20 protein-coding genes and 3 riboswitches are annotated in these 21,662 nt (G+C 26.9%); of the genes, 15 read left to right on the top strand and 5 right to left on the bottom strand.

Annotated elements, in window-relative coordinates:
- Positions 1 to 172 precede the first annotated feature (172 nt).
- The 5 genes from AC4FQ1_RS05440 (at position 173) to AC4FQ1_RS05420 (ending at position 6,185) form a co-directional block, all read left to right on the top strand.
- Entirely contained in the window at positions 173 to 1,261 is a 1,089-nt protein-coding gene (locus tag AC4FQ1_RS05440; protein ID WP_303127888.1) for a 4Fe-4S binding protein, read from the top strand.
- A gap of 548 nt (positions 1,262 to 1,809) precedes the next feature.
- Positions 1,810 to 4,377 carry a selenium-dependent xanthine dehydrogenase gene (gene xdh, locus AC4FQ1_RS05435; protein WP_491169157.1) on the top strand — a complete coding sequence of 856 codons (2,568 nt, stop codon included), beginning with the start codon at positions 1,810 to 1,812 and terminating at the stop codon, positions 4,375 to 4,377.
- 123 nt (positions 4,378 to 4,500) lie between these two features.
- On the top strand, positions 4,501 to 4,875 hold the full coding sequence (locus AC4FQ1_RS05430) for a RidA family protein (RefSeq protein ID WP_303127882.1): 375 nt from the start codon (positions 4,501 to 4,503) through the stop codon (positions 4,873 to 4,875).
- A gap of 165 nt (positions 4,876 to 5,040) precedes the next feature.
- Positions 5,041 to 5,496 carry a DUF1097 domain-containing protein gene (locus tag AC4FQ1_RS05425; protein ID WP_491169156.1) on the top strand — a complete coding sequence of 152 codons (456 nt, stop codon included), beginning with the start codon at positions 5,041 to 5,043 and terminating at the stop codon, positions 5,494 to 5,496.
- A 365-nt stretch (positions 5,497 to 5,861) separates the two neighbouring features.
- Positions 5,862 to 6,185 carry a CGGC domain-containing protein gene (locus AC4FQ1_RS05420; RefSeq protein ID WP_303127877.1) on the top strand — a complete coding sequence of 108 codons (324 nt, stop codon included), beginning with the start codon at positions 5,862 to 5,864 and terminating at the stop codon, positions 6,183 to 6,185.
- A 62-nt stretch (positions 6,186 to 6,247) separates the two neighbouring features.
- Here AC4FQ1_RS05420 and AC4FQ1_RS05415 read toward each other — a convergent pair whose 3' ends face one another.
- The 5 genes from AC4FQ1_RS05415 to AC4FQ1_RS05395 form a co-directional block, all read right to left on the bottom strand.
- Positions 6,248 to 7,576: an MFS transporter gene (locus AC4FQ1_RS05415; RefSeq protein WP_303127875.1), complete on the bottom strand. Its 1,329-nt coding sequence runs from the start codon at positions 7,574 to 7,576 to the stop codon at positions 6,248 to 6,250.
- A gap of 144 nt (positions 7,577 to 7,720) precedes the next feature.
- Positions 7,721 to 8,755 carry an ABC transporter substrate-binding protein gene (locus AC4FQ1_RS05410; protein WP_491169155.1) on the bottom strand — a complete coding sequence of 345 codons (1,035 nt, stop codon included), beginning with the start codon at positions 8,753 to 8,755 and terminating at the stop codon, positions 7,721 to 7,723.
- Complete coding sequence (locus AC4FQ1_RS05405) at positions 8,736 to 9,524, bottom strand: DUF3919 family protein (RefSeq protein WP_303127869.1); 789 nt, start codon at positions 9,522 to 9,524, stop codon at positions 8,736 to 8,738. The genes AC4FQ1_RS05410 and AC4FQ1_RS05405 overlap by 20 nt, the downstream gene beginning before the upstream one ends.
- Before the next feature lie 28 nt (positions 9,525 to 9,552).
- Entirely contained in the window at positions 9,553 to 10,950 is a 1,398-nt protein-coding gene (locus AC4FQ1_RS05400; protein ID WP_303127866.1) for a HAMP domain-containing sensor histidine kinase, read from the bottom strand.
- The gene (locus tag AC4FQ1_RS05395) at positions 10,922 to 11,608 is read right to left on the bottom strand and encodes a response regulator transcription factor (RefSeq protein ID WP_303127864.1); all 687 of its coding nucleotides are present in this window, start codon (positions 11,606 to 11,608) and stop codon (positions 10,922 to 10,924) included. Before AC4FQ1_RS05395 ends, AC4FQ1_RS05400 begins: the two co-directional genes overlap by 29 nt.
- 295 nt (positions 11,609 to 11,903) lie before the next feature.
- A riboswitch (M-box (ykoK) riboswitch) is annotated at positions 11,904 to 12,063 on the top strand.
- A 325-nt stretch (positions 12,064 to 12,388) separates the two neighbouring features.
- On the opposite strand from AC4FQ1_RS05395, the gene mgtA reads away from it, so the two are divergent.
- The 10 genes from mgtA to AC4FQ1_RS05345 all read left to right on the top strand — a co-directional run bounded on the left by mgtA (position 12,389) and on the right by AC4FQ1_RS05345 (position 21,641).
- Entirely contained in the window at positions 12,389 to 15,088 is a 2,700-nt protein-coding gene (mgtA, locus tag AC4FQ1_RS05390; protein WP_491169154.1) for a magnesium-translocating P-type ATPase, read from the top strand.
- 71 nt (positions 15,089 to 15,159) lie between these two features.
- The gene (locus tag AC4FQ1_RS05385; RefSeq protein WP_491148583.1) at positions 15,160 to 15,477 is read left to right on the top strand and encodes a rhodanese-like domain-containing protein; all 318 of its coding nucleotides are present in this window, start codon (positions 15,160 to 15,162) and stop codon (positions 15,475 to 15,477) included.
- Positions 15,478 to 15,798: 321 nt separating this feature from the next.
- Entirely contained in the window at positions 15,799 to 16,119 is a 321-nt protein-coding gene (locus AC4FQ1_RS05380) for a hypothetical protein (RefSeq protein ID WP_303127852.1), read from the top strand.
- 283 nt (positions 16,120 to 16,402) lie between these two features.
- Positions 16,403 to 17,068: a DUF969 domain-containing protein gene (locus tag AC4FQ1_RS05375; protein WP_491169207.1), complete on the top strand. Its 666-nt coding sequence runs from the start codon at positions 16,403 to 16,405 to the stop codon at positions 17,066 to 17,068.
- A gap of 23 nt (positions 17,069 to 17,091) precedes the next feature.
- The gene (locus AC4FQ1_RS05370; RefSeq protein WP_491169153.1) at positions 17,092 to 18,024 is read left to right on the top strand and encodes a DUF979 domain-containing protein; all 933 of its coding nucleotides are present in this window, start codon (positions 17,092 to 17,094) and stop codon (positions 18,022 to 18,024) included.
- A 36-nt stretch (positions 18,025 to 18,060) separates the two neighbouring features.
- On the top strand, positions 18,061 to 18,702 hold the full coding sequence (gene pcp / locus AC4FQ1_RS05365; protein ID WP_491169152.1) for a pyroglutamyl-peptidase I: 642 nt from the start codon (positions 18,061 to 18,063) through the stop codon (positions 18,700 to 18,702).
- A complete protein-coding gene (locus AC4FQ1_RS05360; RefSeq protein ID WP_491169151.1) occupies positions 18,696 to 19,100 on the top strand; it encodes a gamma-glutamylcyclotransferase family protein in 405 nt (134 codons plus the stop codon). The genes pcp and AC4FQ1_RS05360 overlap by 7 nt, the downstream gene beginning before the upstream one ends.
- Positions 19,101 to 19,268: 168 nt before the next feature.
- Positions 19,269 to 19,799 carry a signal peptidase I gene (locus AC4FQ1_RS05355; protein ID WP_491169150.1) on the top strand — a complete coding sequence of 177 codons (531 nt, stop codon included), beginning with the start codon at positions 19,269 to 19,271 and terminating at the stop codon, positions 19,797 to 19,799.
- A gap of 105 nt (positions 19,800 to 19,904) precedes the next feature.
- Positions 19,905 to 19,988, top strand: a riboswitch (cyclic di-GMP riboswitch).
- 69 nt (positions 19,989 to 20,057) lie between these two features.
- Positions 20,058 to 20,138: riboswitch (cyclic di-GMP riboswitch) on the top strand.
- A gap of 80 nt (positions 20,139 to 20,218) precedes the next feature.
- Positions 20,219 to 20,944, top strand: coding sequence for a BsaA family SipW-dependent biofilm matrix protein (locus AC4FQ1_RS05350; protein ID WP_491169149.1), 726 nt, complete (start codon positions 20,219 to 20,221; stop codon positions 20,942 to 20,944).
- A 31-nt stretch (positions 20,945 to 20,975) separates the two neighbouring features.
- Positions 20,976 to 21,641 carry an LPXTG cell wall anchor domain-containing protein gene (locus AC4FQ1_RS05345; RefSeq protein ID WP_491169148.1) on the top strand — a complete coding sequence of 222 codons (666 nt, stop codon included), beginning with the start codon at positions 20,976 to 20,978 and terminating at the stop codon, positions 21,639 to 21,641.
- Positions 21,642 to 21,662 lie beyond the last annotated feature (21 nt).

Below are 21,662 nucleotides of genomic sequence, written 5' to 3'. Positions count from 1 at the left end.
TTGAAAAAGTGAACATTTATGTTTTATATAGTGTTGTTTTTAATATGAGTATAGTAAGTGTGTTAAAAATAAACTAATAAATTTTAATGTTATTAGTTTAAGATAATCTATAAAATTAAAATTTTATAGAAAAATAATATAAAAAATCTAATGGTAATTAGGGGGAGTCAAAATGGCAAGTTTAAAGGTTAATATATTAGGAATGGAATTTAATAATCCAGTATTTACTGCAGCAGGTCCAGGAGCTAAAGATGGAGATCTTTGTGTTAAAGCAGTAGAAGGTGGAGCAGGTGGAATTGTTACAAAAACAATATCAGTAGATCCAGCTCCAGTACCAAGACCTTGTATGGGAAAAACAAATTCAGGATTTTTAAATACAGAATTATGGTCAGAATTACCAAAGGAACAATGGATTGAAAAAGAATATAAAAGAGCAAAAGAAGCTGGAGTTCCAATGATTGTTAGTATGGGATATACAAAAGAGCAAATAGAAAAGGTTGCTCCTCTTGTAAAACCTTATGCAGATGCAGTTGAACTTTCAACTCACTATGTAGGAACAGATGTAACTCCAATTGTTGAGGCTATGAAGGCAGCAAAAGCTGCATTAGATTGTCCAGTATTCATGAAAATGAGTCCTCATACTGATATTCAAAAAATTGCTAAAGCATTAGAAGAAGCAGGAGCAGATGGATTAGTAATGATTAATTCATTAGGACCATGTATGGCAATAGATGTTGAAACTGGTTACCCAATTATGGGAAGTGAAAAAGGATATGGATGGCTTTCAGGTTCACCAGTAAGACCAGTTGCAATAAGAAATATATATGATGCATCACAAGTTATAAATATTCCTATAATTGGTGTTGGTGGAGTAACTTGCGGAAGAGATGCAGCAGAAATGTTAATGGCTGGAGCTACTGCAGTTCAAGTTTGTACAGAGGCTATATTAAAAGGACCTAGCGTTTATGGAAAAATAGCTAAAGAATTAGATGAGTTCTTAGATAGCCACGGTTATAAAGATGTAAATGAAATAATTGGATTAGCTCATAAAAAGTCAGCTGATAGACATTTTAGAACAACATCAATTGCACCAGAAGTAGATCAAGACTTATGTATTAAATGTGGAATATGTAAGACAAGCTGTGTATATGATGCAATTGAAGTTTCAGATAAATTAATAATTGATAAAGATAAGTGTTTTGGATGTGGATTATGTGTTACAAGATGTCCAAAACATGCATTAAGCATCCAATATAAATAATTTTAAATTAAATTGATACTTATTTATATTGAGTTTATATAAATAAGTAAAAATAGATATACAAAACAAATAAATTATTTTTGAAAAGATGGTAGTTTGGGTATTTTATTTTAAATTACTTAAATTTAATAATAAAATATTATTCAAATTATATTGCGAAATAACATAATTACGCGTTAAGACCTTCAAATGTTAAGTACACATTAGTATGACACTTACAAAATAGCTAAACATGATAAAAAATAGATTACCCAAAATTTTATAGTTCAAAAATCTAAGTATAATATTAAAAATTAATTAAGTAATAAAAAATACCCTACTATCTTTTAATATTAATAATAAAAATAATAATTATTTAATAGTAATAAATTTATTAAATTTATTAGTTTTAATAAAACAGAAAATTTTTAGATATTTATTAGAATATAAATATCTGTTTAAAGAATATGTTTATATAAGGGGAACATAATAATTTGATATAAGATTATATGGGAAAACTTGTTTTGTTAGTATATACAAAACAAGTGTGACTATGAGAGGTGGAAGTTATGGCTGAATTCATACTTAATGGAGAGAGGAAAGTTGTAAATCAGAATAAGAAGTTATTAACATACTTAAGAGAAGATTGTAATATAACATCAGTAAAAAATGGATGTTCAGAAGGTGCATGTGGAACATGTACTATTTTAATTGACGGAGTTGCTAAAAAGGCTTGTGTAGTAACTACTGATAAGGTTGATGGAAAAGAAATAACTACTATAGAAGGATTTACAGAAAGAGAAAGAGATGTATTTGCTTATGCATTTACAGAAGCAGGAGCTGTTCAATGTGGTTTCTGTATACCAGGAATGGTTATGAGTGCTAAAGGATTATTTAATAAAACATTAAATCCTACTTCTGAAGAAGTTAAAAAGGCACTTATAGGAAATATATGTAGATGTACTGGTTATGTAAAAATAGAAAAAGCTATTATGATGGCTGCTGAAATATTTAGAGAAAACAAAGAAGTACCAAAAGTACCTTGTAAAGGAATACCAAGAGTTGGAGAAAGATTAGAAAGAGTTGATGCAATGGAAAAAACTCTTGGAATAGGTGAATATGCTGATGATATTAGAATAGATGGAATGCTTCATGGAGTTGCCCTTAGAACTAAATATCCAAGAGCTTTAGTTAAATCAATTGATATTAGTGAAGCTGAAAAGGTAGAAGGTGTAGTAAAGGTTGTAACTGCAAAGGATATTCCAGGAAAAAGATATTTAGGACATATATTTAAAGATACTCCAGCACTTGTAGAAGTTGGAGAAGAAACAAGATATTTAGGTGATGCAGTTGCTTTAGTAGCAGCAGAAACTGAAGAAATAGCAAGAGAAGCTATTAAGCATATAAAAGTTGAATATGAAGAATTAAAGCCAGTTACATCACCAGAAGAAGCAGCAAAAGAAGATGCTCCAAAGATACATGAAAAAGGAAATCTTTTATCACATGAGCATTTAGTAAGAGGAAATGCTGATGAAGCTATAAAAAACTCTAAGTATGTAGTTACTTATAAATATAAAGTTCCATTTACTGAACATGCTTTTTTAGAACCAGAATGTGCTGTTGCAGTACCAGAAGGAGAAGATGGATTAGTAGTTTATACAGGAACTCAAAGTATATATGATGATTTAAGAGAAATAGGATCATTATTAGATTTAGGTCCAGATAAATTAAGAGTAATTTCTAAGTATGTTGGTGGAGGTTTTGGTGGAAAAGAAGATATGAGCTGTCAACATCATACAGCACTTCTTGCATATTTAACAAAGAAGCCAGTTAAAATGGTATTACCAAGACAAGAAAGTATTATAGTAGATACAAAGAGACATGCAATGGAAATGGAATTTACAACTGCTTGTGATGAAAATGGTATGTTAACAGGAATGAAAGCCGTAATAGTTGCTGATACAGGTGCGTATGCATCACTTGGAGGTCCAGTCCTTCAAAGAGCTTGTACTCATGCAGCAGGACCATATAATTATCAAAATGTAGATATAGATGGAAAGGCCTATTATACAAATAATACTCCAGGAGGAGCATTTAGAGGTTTTGGAGTTACTCAATCAGCATTTGCAACTGAATGTAACTTAAATAAACTTGCAGAATTAGTAGGTATAGATCCATTTGAAATAAGATATAAAAATGCTATAAGACCTGGTCAAGTTTTACCAAATGGCCAAATAGCAGATGAAGGAACTGGATTAGTTGAAACTCTAGATGCAGTTAAAGATGAGTATTATGCTAATAGGGATAGAGCAGGAATTGCTTGTACATTTAAAAATGCAGGTATAGGTGTTGGGCTTCCTGACACAGGTAGATGTAGAGTTGCTGTAGTAGATGGTAAGATTCATATTAGAACATCAGCAGCATGTATGGGTCAAGGTCTTGGAACTGTAGTTGTTCAAATAGTTGGTGAAGTTCTTAAATTAAAAAATGAAGATATAGTATACGAAACACCAGATACTAAAATAACTCCAGATTCAGGAACATCAACTGCTTCAAGACAAACAGTGTTTACAGGTGAAGCTACAAAAATTGCAGCAATGAAGCTTAGAGATGCATTAAGAGATAAAACTTTAGAGGAGCTTGAAGGTGAAGAGTTCTATGGTGAATATCTAGGTGTAACTGACCCAATGGGTAGTCCTAAAGAAAATCCAGTAAGCCACGTAGCTTATGGTTATGCAACTCAAGTTGTAATTATAGATGACAAAGGAAAACTTGTAAAAGTAATTGCAGCTCATGATGTTGGACGTGCAATTAACCCAAGAAGTGTAGAAGGTCAAATTGAAGGCGGAGTTGTAATGGGACTTGGTTATGGATTAACTGAAGATTACATTATAGAAAATAGTGTACCAAAATCAAAATTTGGAACATTAGGTCTTTTAAGAGCAAATCAAATACCAGAAATAGAACCTATAATAATTGAGAAAAATACAGCAGAATTGTCATTTGGAGCTAAGGGGGTTGGAGAAATTACATGTATACCAACTGCCCCAGCTGTACAAGGAGCTTATTATAAATTAGATGGAGTGTTTAGAACAGAACTTCCACTTAAAGATACTTTTTATAAAAAGAAAAAATAATATAAATATATAGAAATAGTTAATCAAAAATTTCTATTTCTAGACTTATTATAAATATGCTTAGTATTAAAAAATAAATAATAATACTTAAAAGATAAATTAATATGAAAAGAGGTAAATGTTATGAAAAAAGTAATTAACACAGAAAAGGCACCAGCTGCTATAGGACCATATTCACAAGGTATTGAAATTCAAAATTTAGTTTATACATCAGGACAATTACCATTAAACCCTGAAACAAAAGTTTTAGAAACAGAAATAAAAGCTGCAACTAAACAAAGTTTAGAAAATTGTAAAGCAATTTTAGAAAAGGCAGGAACAGGATTTGATAAAGTAATAAAGACAACTGTTTTTGTAAAAGATTTAAATGATTTTGCTGCAGTTAATGAAGTATATGGAACATACTTTAATGAAAATCCACCAGCAAGAAGTTGTGTACAAGTAGCAAAATTACCTATGGATGCACCTGTAGAGATAGAGGTAATTGCTATTAAATAAATATTATTTTGGTTAAGGATGCTTTTAAGCATCCTTTTTTAGTATAAATATTTTATTTAGGATAAACTAAAAATATAAGCATAAACTTAAATAATATATTAAAAATATGGTATAATTCTATTGAAATCATGAATATATTTTTGTTTTTACTCAGGAGGAAACAGTATGGATTTAATAACGGTATCGGCTATAAGTGTTGGGATTTTTTCTGCATTATGGGCATTTATAAGCGATGCTCTTGGATTATTGACATGGGTTGGGTTTATAGGATTTACTAGTTATTTTGCATCAGGAGGAAAGGCTGTTGGTCTTAAAAAATCAATTGTTGCAAATATTACAGGAATAATTTGGGCTATGTGCATAATTGGAGGAACTAATTATTTTGGCTCTCCATATATAGCTTATATACTTACAGGATTTTTTTCTTTTGTTATGTGTTTTCAATCTAAGGCTAAGCCTTTAACATTTATTCCGGGAGCATTTTTAGGAGCATGTTCAACATTTGGAACTAATGGTAACTGGAAGATAGTATTAATATCAATAATTATTGGTAATTTAATAGGTCGTTTATCAGATATAGTAGGATTACTTATGCATGGTAAATTTGGAAAAGAAGATTAAGATTAATTTAATAAATTAATAATTAAAATAGTTACTTTTATAACTTCTTAACTGATTATTGTTAGGAAGTTTTTTTATTTGTGAATACTATATAATTAAATCACATTAAAAAGTTAATATAAATAAGTTTAAACAGTATATTAGATATAAAATTAAAATAACTATATAAATGTATTTAAATATAAAAATTAGTTTGGTATTTAAGTTATTTTAATTTTATTCAGATAGACTTTATATAAATAAAGATGTTAATATAAATTTTGTAGTAATTTTATTGTAGGTTAAATATAAGTAAAAAGATATAATTATATTTAATTAAGAAAAATAACATTTGTTTATAATTTAATGATTAAAGGATGATAAAGATGAGTATAGCTATAATGGCATGTAGAAAACTTATAGGAAAGTGTGCAGGATCAGGATGCTTTAAGGCATATAATAATTCTGATAAATATTTTTCTATATATAAAAATAATAAACAGGAGCTTGCAAGTTTCTTCTATTGTATAGGATGTAAAGATACATTAATAGAAGGTGAGAATTGGAGTCATAAGTTAAGTCAGTTAAAGAAAAATAATGTTAAAGTAGTACATATATCAGATTGTATAAAAAGAGAGTGTAAGACGTATAAAAAGCATGAGGAGATTTTAAAAAAAGAAGGTTTTGATGTTGTCCATGGAACTCATTAAAAAGAAAAGACCAGATGAATATTCATCTGGTCTTTTCAATAAGAAAGGTTTGTTTATTTATATTAATTATTATGGTTGTTAGCTTTTTTTGTGTTTAAAGTTAATGATAGAAGGATTAAAGCAATTACTGCTCCGCATATTATAAAAATAAATGCTCCATTCCATCCAAAGTTATCAGCTATAAATCCTATAACTAAGTCAGCCATAAGCTCACCTAGGATATATGCACAAAGTCCTGATAATCCAACTGCTGCACCAACAGCGAAGTTTGGAACAATATCAATTAGGTTCATACCTATTAATAATTGTGGACCATATATAAAGCATCCTATTACAGCTACTGATATCATAGTTACCATGTAGTTAGAAGTTGTCCAGTAAGCTACAACAGCGAAGATAACTCCTACCATACATATTATACTTAAAGGAGCACGTTTTCCTTTAAATAATACGTCTGATAACCATCCAAGTAATATTGATGCAGGTATTGCTGCGTATTCAAATAAGAACATAGCCCAGTTTGCATCGGCATTTGTAAAGTTTTTAGCTTCGTGTAAGTATATTGGAATCCAGTTAACAACACCTTGTCTGATTAAGTAAACAAAGATATTTGCTAAACATAAATACCAAACATATTTATTAGTTAAAACATATTTGAAAATTATTTCTTTAGTTGATAATTTTACTGGGTCTTCTTCAGTTTTGATTTCTGAATAGTCATTTCTATATTCATCAATTGGAGGTAATCCAACTGATTCTGGAGTATCAGCTCCAACTATAAATACGAATATTGCAACTACTATACATATTACTGCTGGTAAGAAGAATATGCTTTGGAAATTACTAGCTCCAAATAATACTAAAGCTAATGTAGCTAAAGGAGCTATAAGTCCACCACCAATGTTATGTGAAGTATTCCATATTCCCATTTTAAGTCCTCTTTCATTTTGTGAGAACCATTTACCTATAACGATTGAACATGGAGGTGCTCCCATAGCTTGGAATAAACCGTTTATAATCATAAGTATTAAAAATATCCAAACAGTACTTGTGAATCCCATAAGGATACTTACTACTGCAGATGCTAAAAGACCAAAACCTAAGAAATATTTAACGTTTGATCTATCTGCTAAACTTCCTAAAACAAACTTACCTAAGCCGTAAGCTACAGCAAGTCCAGTACTAATTAAACCTATATCAGTTTTTGTAAAGTGATAATTACTAATTAAAAATGGTGATGCAACTGCAAAGTTTTTTCTAACTAGATAATATCCAGCATAACCAACAAATATCATAAGAAAAACTCTTAAACGATACATTTTGTAGGCTGAAGGGATTTTATCTTTTGCTAACCTTGGCATTGCAGGTGCAGGTTTAAAAAAATTAAACATTTATAAATCCTCCCTAAAAACATAATAAATTGATTACGTTTTCTGTATTTAAATCACATTAATATAATAAAATAAAAAATTAACAACAAAATCTCCTAATTGTTTCGCAAATGTAACAATTAGGAGATTTTGTTGTAGCTTTTATTATTTATATACATTTTTGTTAAATATATTCATAATTTCGTCACGATTCATAGCTGCTTTGTTGAAATCGTAATCTAAAAATATAGTATTATATATGTTATTATTGGCTTGTTTTGTTGAGGTAGCCTTTGAATAGTTAGATAAATTATTAGCAACTTCTTGAGATAATATAAAATCTATAAAGATTTCTGCTGCTTCCTTATTTACACAGTTTTTAAGTTCTGCTATAGAATCTACATTCCAACCAGTGTTTTTAGGAACTATGCTTATTATATCTTTGTTAAATTTACTTTGAAGAAGTTGATCTCCTAAAAAGTTTACTGTAACTGCATATTCACCAGATGAGACTCTTTGAATTGAATTAAAACCACTTACAGTATAGGCAGGTACATTTTCTGTGAATTTGGATAAATATTCTTTATATTTATCTTTACCTAACTCTTGATATAAAGAAGCTAAAAATGTATAACCAGTACCTGAGGTTTCAGGGTTAGGCATTATTATTTTTCCTTTATATTCTTTTTGTAGTAAATCATCAAAGGTTTTAGGAAGTGAAATTCCTTTACTTTTAAAATCCTTATCCCATATTTTTTTATTTATTCCTATTGCTAATACATCTACTTGAAATCCAGTCCAGTAGCTATCTGGATCTTTGTATTTTGCTTGTATATCATTAGAGTTTGGTGATTTATATTTTGCTAAAGCTCCATGTGACTTTAAAACTTCATAGGCATCACAACTTCCTCCTATAAATATATCACCACTTGATTTTCCTTTTTCAGCTAATATTTTATTAACAGCTTCTTCGGTAGGGAGTTTTATAAATTCATATGTACAGCCAGTTTCTTTTTTAAATTTTTCTAAAAGTGATATAGCTTCTTCTTCTCTCATTGCTACATAAACTGTTAAATGTTTTCCTTTTAGATTCAATTTATCCTTTTTATTATCTTTATTTTTAAAGGCAAAGATAATAAAAATAATTGATATTAATATAAAAAAGATAATTATGACTTTTTTATTTAAAATCTTTTTCATTTAGTTCACCTTTAATATAAATATTTTTACCATTTTCATCGCCTAAATATTGAATTGCTAAATAATTTTTATATATAGCAATGTATATTGTATTATTTGCATTAATAGTGTTTAAACCATTTATAAAAATTTTTAAAACACCTTTTGAATCCTCATTAAGATTAGTATTTAAAAAATCTTTATTATCTTTCATAGTACTAAATTTATTTAAACATTCTATTAGCTTCTTTTTTTTCTCATTATTAAGCGTGTAAGATAAGTTTTCTTTTTCATAAATAATTTTTGTTTTATTAGATTTTAATATATTTAATATGTTTGGATAAGTATATAAGTTATTAAATAAGCTGTTTCTAAGAGTATTAATCAAATATGAATCATCATAAAATTTCTTATTGTCAATGGTTAGGTGATTATTTACTTTATACTTTTCGGAAGTGCCGTTTGAGTAAAATATTTCACCTGATATTGTTATGGTGTTAGTATTTTTAATTTTATTCTCCTTAGACATTTTTGAAGATTTTATGTCATTGAAATATTGAACTGTATCATTCATAAGTAAATTATCAGTTGAAGTAGTAGTGCCTAAGTAGTCATTATGTATTATTATTTTTGTTGGAAATTTAGTTGAAAAACTTTTTTTATTAAAACTAGAACTATCTATAATAGTTAAGTTATTATAAATTGCTTTTGTTGAATAAAGTAAAAAAGATAAAATTAAAATTATAAAAGCTATATATAATACAATAATATTTTTAAAATTCTTATTCATAAAAAATCCTTTCGTTATTTATAAAGGACTATTTCCTTTGTTTAAAAAATGTTAATGTTGCAGTTGTACCTTCATCTAAAATACTTTCAATTTTAAAACTTCCATTTTGAGTAGATAAAATTTCTTTGCATATATTAAGGCCAAAACCGTTTCCTTTTATATTGTTTATATTTGACATATTATTTATATCAAATCCTATTCCGTCATCTGATATATAAATTTCTATTCTATCATTAAGGTTTTTTGATGAGATTTTTATATACTCACATCCGCTATATTTTATTGAATTAATTAATATGTTTATAAATACTTGTTTTGTTTTATCATAATCGCCGTATATAAAAAGGTTATCGTAATTTTTTATTACTTGAATATGATATTTTTGAAGATTTACACTTAAAATAGACAAGCATTCATCAATTAAAGATTTTATATCTATATAAGTTGATTCAATTGAAAAATTTTCTTTATTTCCTTTTGATATGGTTAATATTTCTTCAACTAAAGATAATAATCTTCTTCCTTCTTTTTCAATAAGGGAAGAGCTATGTATAACTTTTTCTTTATCTGATAACTTTGGTATTATTTCTGAAAAACCAATTATTGCAGTTAAAGGGGTTTTGAATTCATGAGATATATTGTCAAAGAATTTTTTTTGTTTAATTTTTGCAGACTTAAGTTCTTTAATATAAACATCTATATTTTTACTCATTATATTAAAGGTATTTGCTAAATCTTCTACTTCATCTCCACTTTTGATTTCTATTGTTTCACCAAAATTACCATTAGCAATTTCATGTGTTTTATCCTTTAACATAAGTAATGGTGTTACTAATTCTTTTGAAAAGTTATATATTAAAATTATACCTATACCTAATGAAATGATACTAACTAAAATCATTATTAATAAGGTATTATTCAATATGCTTCCGTAAGAATCATTTTTAAGTATAAGTCTTAATACACCACAGTTAATATTATTATAAAAAATTGGTGTAGACAAAAATATGTAGGGAACACCATCAATTTTTTTTATTATGTAAGCTTCTGAACCTTCTAATGCTTTATCTATATCTAAATTATAAAGGCTTAATTGTTTTTTATCAGAATCATAAAATATTTGTCCTGAATTACTTATTATCTGAACTCTTGTGTCAAACCTGTTACTTAAATTTGTAGCAATAAATGGAGAAAGTGATTTAAAAACCTCTTCTTTATTTGGATTTTTGTTTGATTCTAATAAGTTTTCTATGTATGCCCCCATAGTTGTATTTTCTTTAAGTAAGTATTTAAGAGAGTTATCTAATAAATTTTCTGAAAGGGTATTGAAGGTTATTATATATATAAAAGCTATAATAGGTATTAAAATTGATATATTAGTTAAAATTATTTTTTGTTTAAGAGTTAGATTCATCTTCAATATCAAATTTGTAACCTGCTTTATATAAAGTTTTTATATATTTTTGACAAGAGCCTAATTTTTTTCTAAGCCTTTGAATTAAAATGTCTACAGCTCTAGTTGTTCCTTCAAAATCATATCCCCATATTTTATTTAATAAATCTTCACGACTAAATACTCTACCTTTATTTTCAGCAAGACAAAGTAAAACTTCAAATTCTTTAAATGTTAAATCTACATAATTAGAATCTATAGAAACCTTTCTTTCAATAGGGTTTATTTTAAGATTTCCAAAGGAAAGTAAAGTTGGTTTTTCTTCAGAGGTTTTTTCTAATCGTTTGGAGATAACTTTTACCCTAAGTAACAATTCCGTACTGTTAAATGGTTTAGTAATATAATCTTCTGCACCAAGTCTAAACCCTAAAATTTTATCGTTAATATCGTCTTTAGCTGTAAGCATAATTATAGGTACATCTTTAATTAATTTAATTTTATTAATAAGTTCAAAACCACTTATATCAGGAAGCATAGCATCTAAAATTATTATGTCAGGTTTATGTTTTATAGTAAGGTCTAAAGCTTCATTTCCACATGTTGCTGTAATAACATTATAATTTTGTAATTCTAAGTTCATTTTTATAAGTTGTAATATACTAATTTCATCATCAACTACTAAAATATTCAATATTTTTCTCCTTCTATTTTAATATTGTTAAATGGTATACAATAGATTATACAAAATGAGTAGCTTTTTTACAATTAGAAAGGTTTTCATATCATTAAATATTGATAAAAAAAATATATATAAATTATTTTTAATTTATAAATAAAAATAAAAAATTTTAATTTTAAATTAGATTAAATATAAATTTAACAAAAGTTAACAATAAGTTACTATTGTATTAAAGTAATTATATATGCTTGACTAAATTAAGTTTCATTACTACAATGATATAAAACATAGTAAATTTATAAATTAAATAAGTTCTCGGTAGGTGAGGCTACCATAGGGATACGGGTTGCTGCCGCGGATTAATGGAGACATTAATTTGAAGGTTAGCAGTATACGTCGAATTTCAAGGCGTATTCTAATGCAATTTCATTGCCCTACGGAGTTGAAGCTTGAACGAGGTAATTTAAAGATTATTATCCTTGTTCTGCTTTTAAGATTTTAACAAGGATTTTTTTATTTTTTAAATTACTAATAATTTTAATAAATAAGTGAGGTGAAAATAAATTGGAAACTGTAAGTAGTATTTTGGGAATTGATGGGCACCTGAGAAGCCTATATTTAATTAAGCAAAACATAAATAATATATTAAAAATACGAAGCCAGTATCTGGTTTATTTGTTTTGCCTGAAAATATAGAGACTTAAAATTAAGTGCCTGTCTACTAAAGCTTTAGTTGACAGGTTTTTTTATGCCTAATTCTCATTACTATTAAAAAGTAAGGAGGGTTTTAACATGAAAATTTTAAGAAAAGATTTTTCAAATAATAAAGTTAATTTAAGAAGAGAAGAAATAAATAAAAAATTAATTGAATTTGGATTATTAGAGAAAGAAGAATTTTTTAAAAAATTAAATACAAAAATAGAAGGTTTGGAAAAAGAAGAAGCTGAAAGAAGAATTGAAGAATATGGTTACAATAAGATTAGTTATGGGGAAGGAATAACATGGTATAAAAGACTTTTTGATGCCTTTATAAATCCTTTTTCATTAGTATTAATATTATTAGCAATAGTATCATTTTTTACTGATTACGTTATTCCAGCTCCAAAAGATAAAGATTTAACTACTGTTATTATAATTTTAGTAATGGTAACAATTAGTGGTATTTTACGTATTTTCCAAGAAGGAAAATCTAATAAAGCTGGTGAGAAACTTAAAGAAATGATTGAAACAACAGCAACTGTTATTAGAGGCGGTAAAGATATTGAAATTCCTATGGATGAAATAGTTAAGGGAGATGTAGTAAAGCTAAATGCGGGAGATATGATTCCAGCAGATATAAGAATTATTTTTGCAAAAGATTTATTTATAAGTGAATCAGCAATGACTGGAGAATCAGAGGCTGTAGAAAAGTATGGAGATTTATCAGAAGAAACTAAGGGGAAAGATATAAAAAGTACTTTTGAATTAGAAAATTTAGCGTTTATGGGGACTAATGTTATAAGTGGTACTGCTATAGGAATTGTATTAAGTACAGGTAATAATACAGTAATTGGTAGTATGGCAAATGTTATAACAGAAAAGAAAGAAATGACAAGCTTTGATAAAGGAGTAAATTCAGTAAGCTTTTTATTAATAAGATTTATGGCGATTATGGTTCCGGTAGTATTTGTTATTAATGGAATTACAAAAGGTGACTGGTTACAAGCATTTCTATTTGCGTTATCAGTAGCAGTTGGATTGACTCCAGAAATGCTTCCAATGATAGTTACAACAAACCTTGCAAAGGGTGCTGTAAAAATGTCAAAGTATAAAACAATAGTTAAAAACTTAAATTCAATACAAAACTTTGGGGCTATGGATATACTTTGTACTGATAAGACAGGAACACTTACAGAAGATAAAATAGTTTTAGAAAATCATCTTGATATACATGGAAATGAAGATATTAGAGTACTTAAGCATGGTTATTTAAATAGTTACTTTCAAACAGGACTTAAAAATTTACTTGATGTTGCCATACTTCAATATGGAGATAAAGAAGGATTTTCTAATTTAAGTGAAAAATATAAAAAAGTAGATGAAATTCCTTTTGATTTTTCACGTAGAAGAATGTCTGTTGTTTTACAGGACCAAAATGGAAAAACTCAATTAATAACAAAAGGTGCAGTTGAAGAAATGCTAGAAATATCTTCTTATGCAGAATATAAGGATGAAATTGTAGAGTTAACAGATGATTTAAGAAAAGAAATATTAGAAACTGTTAGTAAACTTAATACAAATGGTATGAGAGTAGTTGCAGTATCACAAAAAAATAATCCATCACCAGAAGGTAGTTTTTCAGTGAAAGATGAAAGTGATATGGTTCTTATGGGGTATGTAAGTTTTCTAGACCCACCAAAGGAGTCATCAAAGGATGCTATAGAATTTTTACATGATTATGGAGTAGAAGTTAAAGTATTAACTGGAGATAATGAAAAAGTAACTAAATATGTATGTAGTCAAGTTGGTATAAATGTTAAAAATATATTATTAGGTTCAGAAATTGAAGATATGAAAGATGAAGAGCTAAAAAAAATTGTTAGACATACAAATGTTTTTGCAAAATTATCACCAAGTCAAAAAGCAAGAATTGTATCAGTATTAAGAGATGATGGACATGTTGTTGGATTTATGGGAGACGGTATAAATGATGCTCCTGCAATGAAAAAAGCAGATGTTAGTATTTCAGTAGATACAGCAGTAGATATAGCAAAAGAATCAGCAGATATAATTCTTTTAGAAAAGAACCTTATGGTACTTGGAAAAGGTGTTGTTGAGGGACGTAAAACTTTTGCTAATATAATAAAATATATAAAAATGACAGCAAGTTCTAATTTCGGAAATATGTTTAGTGTATTAGTTGCAAGTGCGTTTTTACCATTTTTACCAATGCTACCAATTCAAATATTAGTATTAAATCTTATATATGATATTTCATGCATAGCAGTTCCATGGGATAGGGTTGATATGGAATATTTGAAAAGACCACGTAAATGGGATGCCTCATCAATTGGAAGTTTCATGGTATGGTTTGGACCAACAAGTTCAATATTTGATATAACAACTTATGCAATTTTATATTTTATAATATGCCCGATTGTAGCAGGTGGACATTATGGAGCTTCAGGAGTTAATAATGTAGTATTTTTAGCAGTATTTAATGCGGGCTGGTTTGTAGAATCACTATGGACACAAACTTTAGTAATACACATGATAAGAACACCAAAAATTCCATTTATTCAAAGTAGAGCTTCAAGTTCAGTATTTTTATTTACAGGACTTGCAATATTAATTGGAACAATTATTCCATATACTTCATTTGGAGAAATTTTAGATATGAAACCAATGCCGGGAGTATATTTTATATATTTAACTTTAACAATATTATCTTATATGATTTTAGTAAATGTTATTAAGAAAATTTATATAAAAAAATATGGGAAATTATTATAATATATAGATTAATAATATAAGTGTATAATAATTATATAAAAATAAAATTATTAAAAGAGAGGAGGAAGATTATGTTTTCATTTTTAGATAAAAAATATAATTCAGTAAAAGTGAATGATTTAAAAGATAAATTAGTAAATATAAATTTAATAGATATTAGAGAACCATATGAATTTAATAATGGACATTTACCTAATGCAAAAAACATACCTATGGAAAATATAGTTAACCAACCTGAAAAATATTTAACTAAAGATAAAGAGTATTATATAATATGTCAGTCAGGAGTAAGAAGCAGTAGAACTTGTGATTTTTTAGATAGAAAAGGATATAAAATAATAAACGTTTCAGGTGGAACAGGAAACTATAATGGAAAATTAGAAAAATAATAAAAAAATTTGTACTAAATATAATTTTAGTACAAATTTTTTTTGCATAAAATAGAATTAAGTTAATAATATAAAGTATATTAATTGTAAAAGAAATAAAATAGAAAAATATAGAATTAAATATTTAATGTGATAGTTTGCTCTTATGACGAATAAGAGTTTTTAGAATAATTCTAATATAATAGATGATTATATTAATATTTAATTATTAATGTTTTGTTATATATTAATTATTAATATTAATGTAATAATTAATATATTGAAGAAAAGATTTTAAATAGTATACTTAATATTATTATAAAATAAAAATTGGAGGACATAATGAACGGATTTGAATTTTATGTTGATTTAATTAATATATACAGAGAAGTAGATTTAAGATTAAATTATAAGCTTAGTAATCTTTTAAAAATGATAAATACTAAAGGAGCAGTAAATGCAGCTAAGTATATAATAAAAGAAGATGATGATATATATGGATTGGAATTATTAATGAATAATAATATGGAAGATTTAACTATAGAAAATCTTATTCTTAATAATAAATATAAGGCTCTTTTTACTGATAAAGATAGAGAGTTAAGTAATTTAAGATTAAAAAAATATAGAAATACCGAAAATAAAGATTTAAATGAAGAATAAAAAATCTATATCAAAAGGAATATATTCCTTTTGATATAGATTTTTTATTTTTATATTAAATTATTTTAAAATATATAAAAATATATATTATTATATAATAATTGTAATTAATTAGTACACATAAATTTAATTAAATTTAAATAGTAATAAAATATTACAAAATATGAACTAAGTGTTAAAAATGTATTGAAATTTTAAATAAAATGTTTTAAAATTTTAAACAAGATATAAAATAATTAAATTTTTTGTAAAACTTAGGAAGAGTGGAGTGAGGGAATAAATGATAAAGCTAATTGGAGTTTTAATTGTAATATTAGGGTTTGTATTTAAAATTGAAACTTTATTTACAGTTTTATTGGCAGGACTTGCAACTGGTTTTGTTTCAGGAATGGACTTGAATGAAATTCTAACAGTTTTAGGACAATCGTTTGTATCAAATAGAGCTGTTTCATTATTTATATTAACGTTGCCTGTAATTGGAGTATTAGAAAGATATGGTTTAAGGCAAAGAGCCATTTATTTAGTAAAAAAATTGGGCAAGCTTACAACAGGCGGAGTTTTAACTGCTTATACAGCTATAAGGCAAATTACTGGAGCACTTTCAATAAGAATAAGTGGACATCCTCAATTTGTTAGACCATTAGTTAATCCAATGGCACAAGCAGCAGCTAAAAATAAGTTTAATAATATAGATGAGGCTGATGAAGAAAAAATAAAAGGTTTATCAGCAGCATCAGAGAATTATGGTAATTTCTTTGGGCAAAATCTTTTTGCAGGAAGCTCAGGAGTTTTATTGATATCAAGCACATTAACAGAGTTTGGATATAATGTTACTGCATTAAGTATAGCCAAAGCTAGTATAATAATGGCTTTAATAGCTTTCTTAGTATCATTATTACAAAATTATTTATATGATAAAAAAATGCAAAAAAAATATTCTAAAAAATAATTCAACAAAAGAGGAGGGGAAATATGCAACAGTTTATAGATATAGCTTTGGAGATTTTTTATATAACAATGGGTTTATTTATGATTGTAATAGCATATAAATCGTTTAAAACAATAGATTCAAGTAAACGATATTATACAGCATTATTTTGGATTATGATGTCGCTACCATTTATATTTGGTAAGTTGCTTCCTTACAACGTAACTGGTGGAATACTTGTCTTATCAAGTTTGTTAACAGTTTCTAAAAAAGTTGTTTTTGCAAAATACGATACAGCTACTGAAGAAGAAGGACAAAAAGCATCAGAAAGAATTAAAAGCAAAATATTTACTCCTTCATTAGTATTGGCTTTTGCAGCAGTTATAGTAGCTATGGGATTATCCGATTATAAGAATTCATCACAATTTGCAATTGGTGTTGGGGCAATAGCTGCAATGGTAGCAGCTTTTGCAATAACAAAAGCTAAACCTAAAGAAGCTGTTAATGATGGAGCAAGGCTTCTTCACCAAATGGGACCAACAAGTATGTTACCGCAATTACTTGTTGCACTTGGAGCATTATTTACACAAGCTGGTGTTGGGGAGGTTATATCACAATATATTTCAGGTGTAGTTCCGCAAGGAAATAGATTATTAGGAGTTACTGCATACGTACTTGGAATGGCATTATTTACAATGGTTATGGGAAATGCATTTGCAGCATTTTCAGTAATTACAGCAGGAATAGGAGTACCTTTTGTATTAGCACAAGGAGCAAATCCAGTAATAGTTGGAGCATTAGCACTTACTGCTGGATATTGTGGAACACTTTTAACACCTATGGCTGCAAATTTTAATATAGTTCCATCTGCATTGCTAGAATGTAGAGATCAAAATGAAGTAATTAAGACTCAGGCACCAACAGCTATAATATTATTAGTTGTTCATATATTTGCTATGTATTTCTTAGCGTTTTAAAAAATTTAAGGGTATAGTAACAAAGGAGGAATTAAAATGAAGATATTATTAACTGGATTTGATCCTTTTGGTGGTGAAAAAATAAATCCAGCACAAGAAGCTGTAAATATGGTTTCAGATAATATAAATGGTGCAGAAGTAATAAAACTTATAATACCAACTGTATATGAAAAATCATTAAAAGTTATAGAAGAATCTATAATAAAACATAAACCAGATGTAGTAATATCAATTGGTCAAGCTGGGGGAAGATATGATATAACTCCAGAAAGAGTTGCAATTAATATAAATGATTTTAGAATAAAAGACAATGAGGGAAATCAACCAATAGATGAGGTTATAAGAGCAGATGGAGATGCTGCATATTTTTCAAATTTACCATTAAAAGCAATAGTAAAACATTTAAATGAGAATGGAATACCAAGCACTCTTTCAAATACAGCTGGAACTTTTGTATGCAATCATGTAATGTATGGAGTTTTATACATGATAAATAAAAAGTATCCAAATATTAAAGGAGGGTTTGTTCACATACCATATATAACATCTCAAATCTTAGATAAAAAGAATGTACCTTTTATGTCGTTAAATGAAATAGTAAAAGGTATAGAATTAATTTTAGAAGCATGTACTATCTATGATGAAGATGTAAAAGTAATTGGTGGAGAAATATGTTAGTGGATAAAGTATTTGTATATGGAAGTCTTAGAAGTGGGATGTTCAACTATGAGAAATTATTAAAGGGTAAGGTTAAAGGGTTAAAAAAGGGGACAATTTATGGAGAATTGTTCCATATAGAAAATAAGGGATATCCAGCAGTAATTTGTGGGGAAGAAGAAATTGCTGGTGAATTAATGACATTTAAAAATTTTAATAAAACTTTATTTGAACTAGATGAATTAGAAAATTTTAAAGTTTTAGATGAAAATTCAGAGTATTTAAGAGAGGTTGTTGAAGTTTATTTAGAGGATGGTACTAAAGAAAAAGCATATTTTTATAAATATAATACAAAATCTATTTTAAATAAAGAAGATAAGTTATTAAAAGTTAAAAGTGGGGATTGGTTTAAGAGGTAATGTAGAAAGAAGTTATCAAATATTTGGTAACTTCTTTTTTGTATAATTTATAGATTATAAACCAAAAATACAATAAATATTAACAAAAATATAGTAAACTTAAAAAACATATAAATATTAAATTGAATATGCTAAATTATTTTTATAATTTAATCATTAGGGGGAAAAATGAAAGATAAAAAACAATTAAAAAAGAAAAATTCAATAAAAACTGTACTTAATATTATATTTTATTTATTTATAGTTGCAGTTATAGTTTTATCAATCTTTAATATAATGGGTGAAAAAGAAGGAAAACATCCAAGTATATTAGGTTATAGTACATATTATATAATGACTGGTAGTATGGAACCAAATATAAATCCAGGAAGTTTAGTGGTAGTTAAAAATGGTACAGATCAATCAATAAAAGTTGGAGATGTAATAACATTTAGAGGCTCAACAGGAAAGACAATAACAACTCATAGAGTGCAAAAGGTTATAAATAATGGAACTGAATTTATAACAAAAGGAGATGCAAATAATACAGCTGATCCAATTCCAGTTAAAAATATGCAAGTTATAGGAAAGGTAATGTTCCATGTACCTTATTTAGGAAATATATCTCAATTTATTCAAAGAAATTTAGTTATAGTAATAATATTTATTTTGGCCTTATTTGGTATTAGTACAGTTATCGATAAAGTTAGAAATAAATAATAAAAATATATTTTATTAATAAATTTAACAAAGTGTTAATAAAGTAAAATAAATATAAAAACTATTGTATAATAAAAAACTAAATGATAACATTTTATTATAAAAATGAAATTTAGGAGCTTTGAAACATATTCTGTATATGGGCACTTGGAATATGTGGAGCTAGTAGTGCAACCGACTAATTTATATTATTTTAAATATAGATTAGTCTTTTTTTATATAAAAATATATTAATTAAGACTAATGCAATTAAAACTAAAATTTTATAGAAGCTTTGAAGTATGTTCTGTATATGGGCACTTGGAACATATGGAGCTAGTAGTGCAACCGGCTAATTCTACATGATTAGCTTATTTTCTTAGCTAATCCTTACATTATATTCTAAAAATATAAAATAAAGTAAAACGGAGGATTAACAAATGAAAAAGAAAAAAATTATTAGTGCAATAGCGGCAGTCGCAGTAGTGGCATCATTATCAATAGGATCATTAGCTTGGTTTACATCACAAGACAGTGTAACAAATAAATTTTCAACAGTATCAACAGATAATCCAAGCAATGCAAATTCAGGAATAGATATAAACGAAGATTTTGATAAAACAACTGCTCAAAAAGTACTTCCAGGAACAGAAGTAAAAAAACTTGTAAAGGTTGATAGTAAAGCACAATATGATCAACTTGTAAAAGTAAAATTAGAAAAAGTTTGGACAAATTCAAGAGGAGATAAAGTTGACTCATATAAGGTTACTACTAAAATAGGACAAGATACTAATGGAAATAATATTAAGTTGGAAGATATAACTTATTATGATAGTTCAAAAGATAATACACCAAAAGATGCTAAAAAATTAGATTTAAGTTTAATTAAATTAAATTTTGGAGATAACTTAGGTGATTCAGAAGGAAAGTGGATTGATGGAAAAGAAGGAACTTATTATTATAATGGAATTCTTAAACCAGGGGCTACAACAAATGCATTATTAAATAGTGTTACATTAGATAAAAAAGCAGATAATGTTTATAAAAACTTAAAGTTTAATGTTATAGTTACAGCAGATGGTATACAAGCATCAAATGGAGCTGTAAGTGATGGATGGAAAGAAGCACCTCAAGCTATTAAAGATTTAGGCGGAGTATCTAAATAATTAAATAAATATAAAAGTAGGGTGATAATATATGAAAAATATTTTAAAAGCTTTTGTATTAACCCTATCAATTATATTACTTACTGGAATTAAGGGGGAGGCAGCAGAGGTGCTTCCCCCTAATGTTAAATTGGTAGGAGATGCTAATGGAATAGTATTTGTTAATGGTGATGAACCTTTTTTATGTAAATATAATATGCTTCCTGGGGATAGTGTAAAAAGAACAATGACTCTTAAAAATGCTCATAAAGATTCTTATGATATATATGTAAGAGCTGAAAGAGTTACTAAAAGTAAACAGTATGATTTATTAAAAAAGATAAATTTAGTTGTAAAATATGATGGCAATATTATATATAATGGTCCAATAGCTAGTAAAAATGGATTAAGTAATGAGATTTTTCTTGGTAAAGTTAAGCCAGGAGAAGAAAAAAAGCTTGAAGCTGAGGCTGTATTTGATGGAAAAACAATCGGAAATGAGTACAAAAATAAATATGCTGAAGTTGAATGGATATTTACTGGTATAAAAATTCCAGAGCAAATGATTAATAAAGAAAATAATTATAATCTAAATAATAAAAAAATGAATGGTATTTTACCTAAAACTGGTTACGAAAATTTTTATTTTATAGGTATATTAATTGCTTCAATAGGAATTATTTCTATTTTAAAAAAAGATAAGAAATTTAGTAAGTAGTAGTAATGGTATTTAAAATTA

Source organism: Clostridium sp. TJA020 (genome assembly GCF_058310295.1).
The sequence above is the reverse complement of the archived record's forward strand: the minus strand, read 5'-3'. Positions and strand labels throughout refer to the sequence as shown.

What these genes read in the sequence shown, in the direction of transcription:
- xdh (WP_491169157.1), top strand. Translation starts at nt 1,810, where the DNA reads ATGGCTGAATTCATACTTAATGGAGAGAGGAAAGTTGTAAATCAGAAT.
- AC4FQ1_RS05410 (WP_491169155.1), bottom strand. Translation starts at nt 8,755, where the DNA reads ATGAAAAAGATTTTAAATAAAAAAGTCATAATTATCTTTTTTATATTA.
- AC4FQ1_RS05415 (WP_303127875.1), bottom strand. Translation starts at nt 7,576, where the DNA reads ATGTTTAATTTTTTTAAACCTGCACCTGCAATGCCAAGGTTAGCAAAA.
- AC4FQ1_RS05385 (WP_491148583.1), top strand. Translation starts at nt 15,160, where the DNA reads ATGTTTTCATTTTTAGATAAAAAATATAATTCAGTAAAAGTGAATGAT.
- AC4FQ1_RS05420 (WP_303127877.1), top strand. Translation starts at nt 5,862, where the DNA reads ATGAGTATAGCTATAATGGCATGTAGAAAACTTATAGGAAAGTGTGCA.
- AC4FQ1_RS05350 (WP_491169149.1), top strand. Translation starts at nt 20,219, where the DNA reads ATGAAAAAGAAAAAAATTATTAGTGCAATAGCGGCAGTCGCAGTAGTG.
- AC4FQ1_RS05370 (WP_491169153.1), top strand. Translation starts at nt 17,092, where the DNA reads ATGCAACAGTTTATAGATATAGCTTTGGAGATTTTTTATATAACAATG.
- AC4FQ1_RS05425 (WP_491169156.1), top strand. Translation starts at nt 5,041, where the DNA reads ATGGATTTAATAACGGTATCGGCTATAAGTGTTGGGATTTTTTCTGCA.
- pcp (WP_491169152.1), top strand. Translation starts at nt 18,061, where the DNA reads ATGAAGATATTATTAACTGGATTTGATCCTTTTGGTGGTGAAAAAATA.
- mgtA (WP_491169154.1), top strand. Translation starts at nt 12,389, where the DNA reads ATGAAAATTTTAAGAAAAGATTTTTCAAATAATAAAGTTAATTTAAGA.
- AC4FQ1_RS05430 (WP_303127882.1), top strand. Translation starts at nt 4,501, where the DNA reads ATGAAAAAAGTAATTAACACAGAAAAGGCACCAGCTGCTATAGGACCA.
- AC4FQ1_RS05405 (WP_303127869.1), bottom strand. Translation starts at nt 9,524, where the DNA reads ATGAATAAGAATTTTAAAAATATTATTGTATTATATATAGCTTTTATA.
- AC4FQ1_RS05355 (WP_491169150.1), top strand. Translation starts at nt 19,269, where the DNA reads ATGAAAGATAAAAAACAATTAAAAAAGAAAAATTCAATAAAAACTGTA.
- AC4FQ1_RS05440 (WP_303127888.1), top strand. Translation starts at nt 173, where the DNA reads ATGGCAAGTTTAAAGGTTAATATATTAGGAATGGAATTTAATAATCCA.
- AC4FQ1_RS05345 (WP_491169148.1), top strand. Translation starts at nt 20,976, where the DNA reads ATGAAAAATATTTTAAAAGCTTTTGTATTAACCCTATCAATTATATTA.
- AC4FQ1_RS05360 (WP_491169151.1), top strand. Translation starts at nt 18,696, where the DNA reads ATGTTAGTGGATAAAGTATTTGTATATGGAAGTCTTAGAAGTGGGATG.
- AC4FQ1_RS05380 (WP_303127852.1), top strand. Translation starts at nt 15,799, where the DNA reads ATGAACGGATTTGAATTTTATGTTGATTTAATTAATATATACAGAGAA.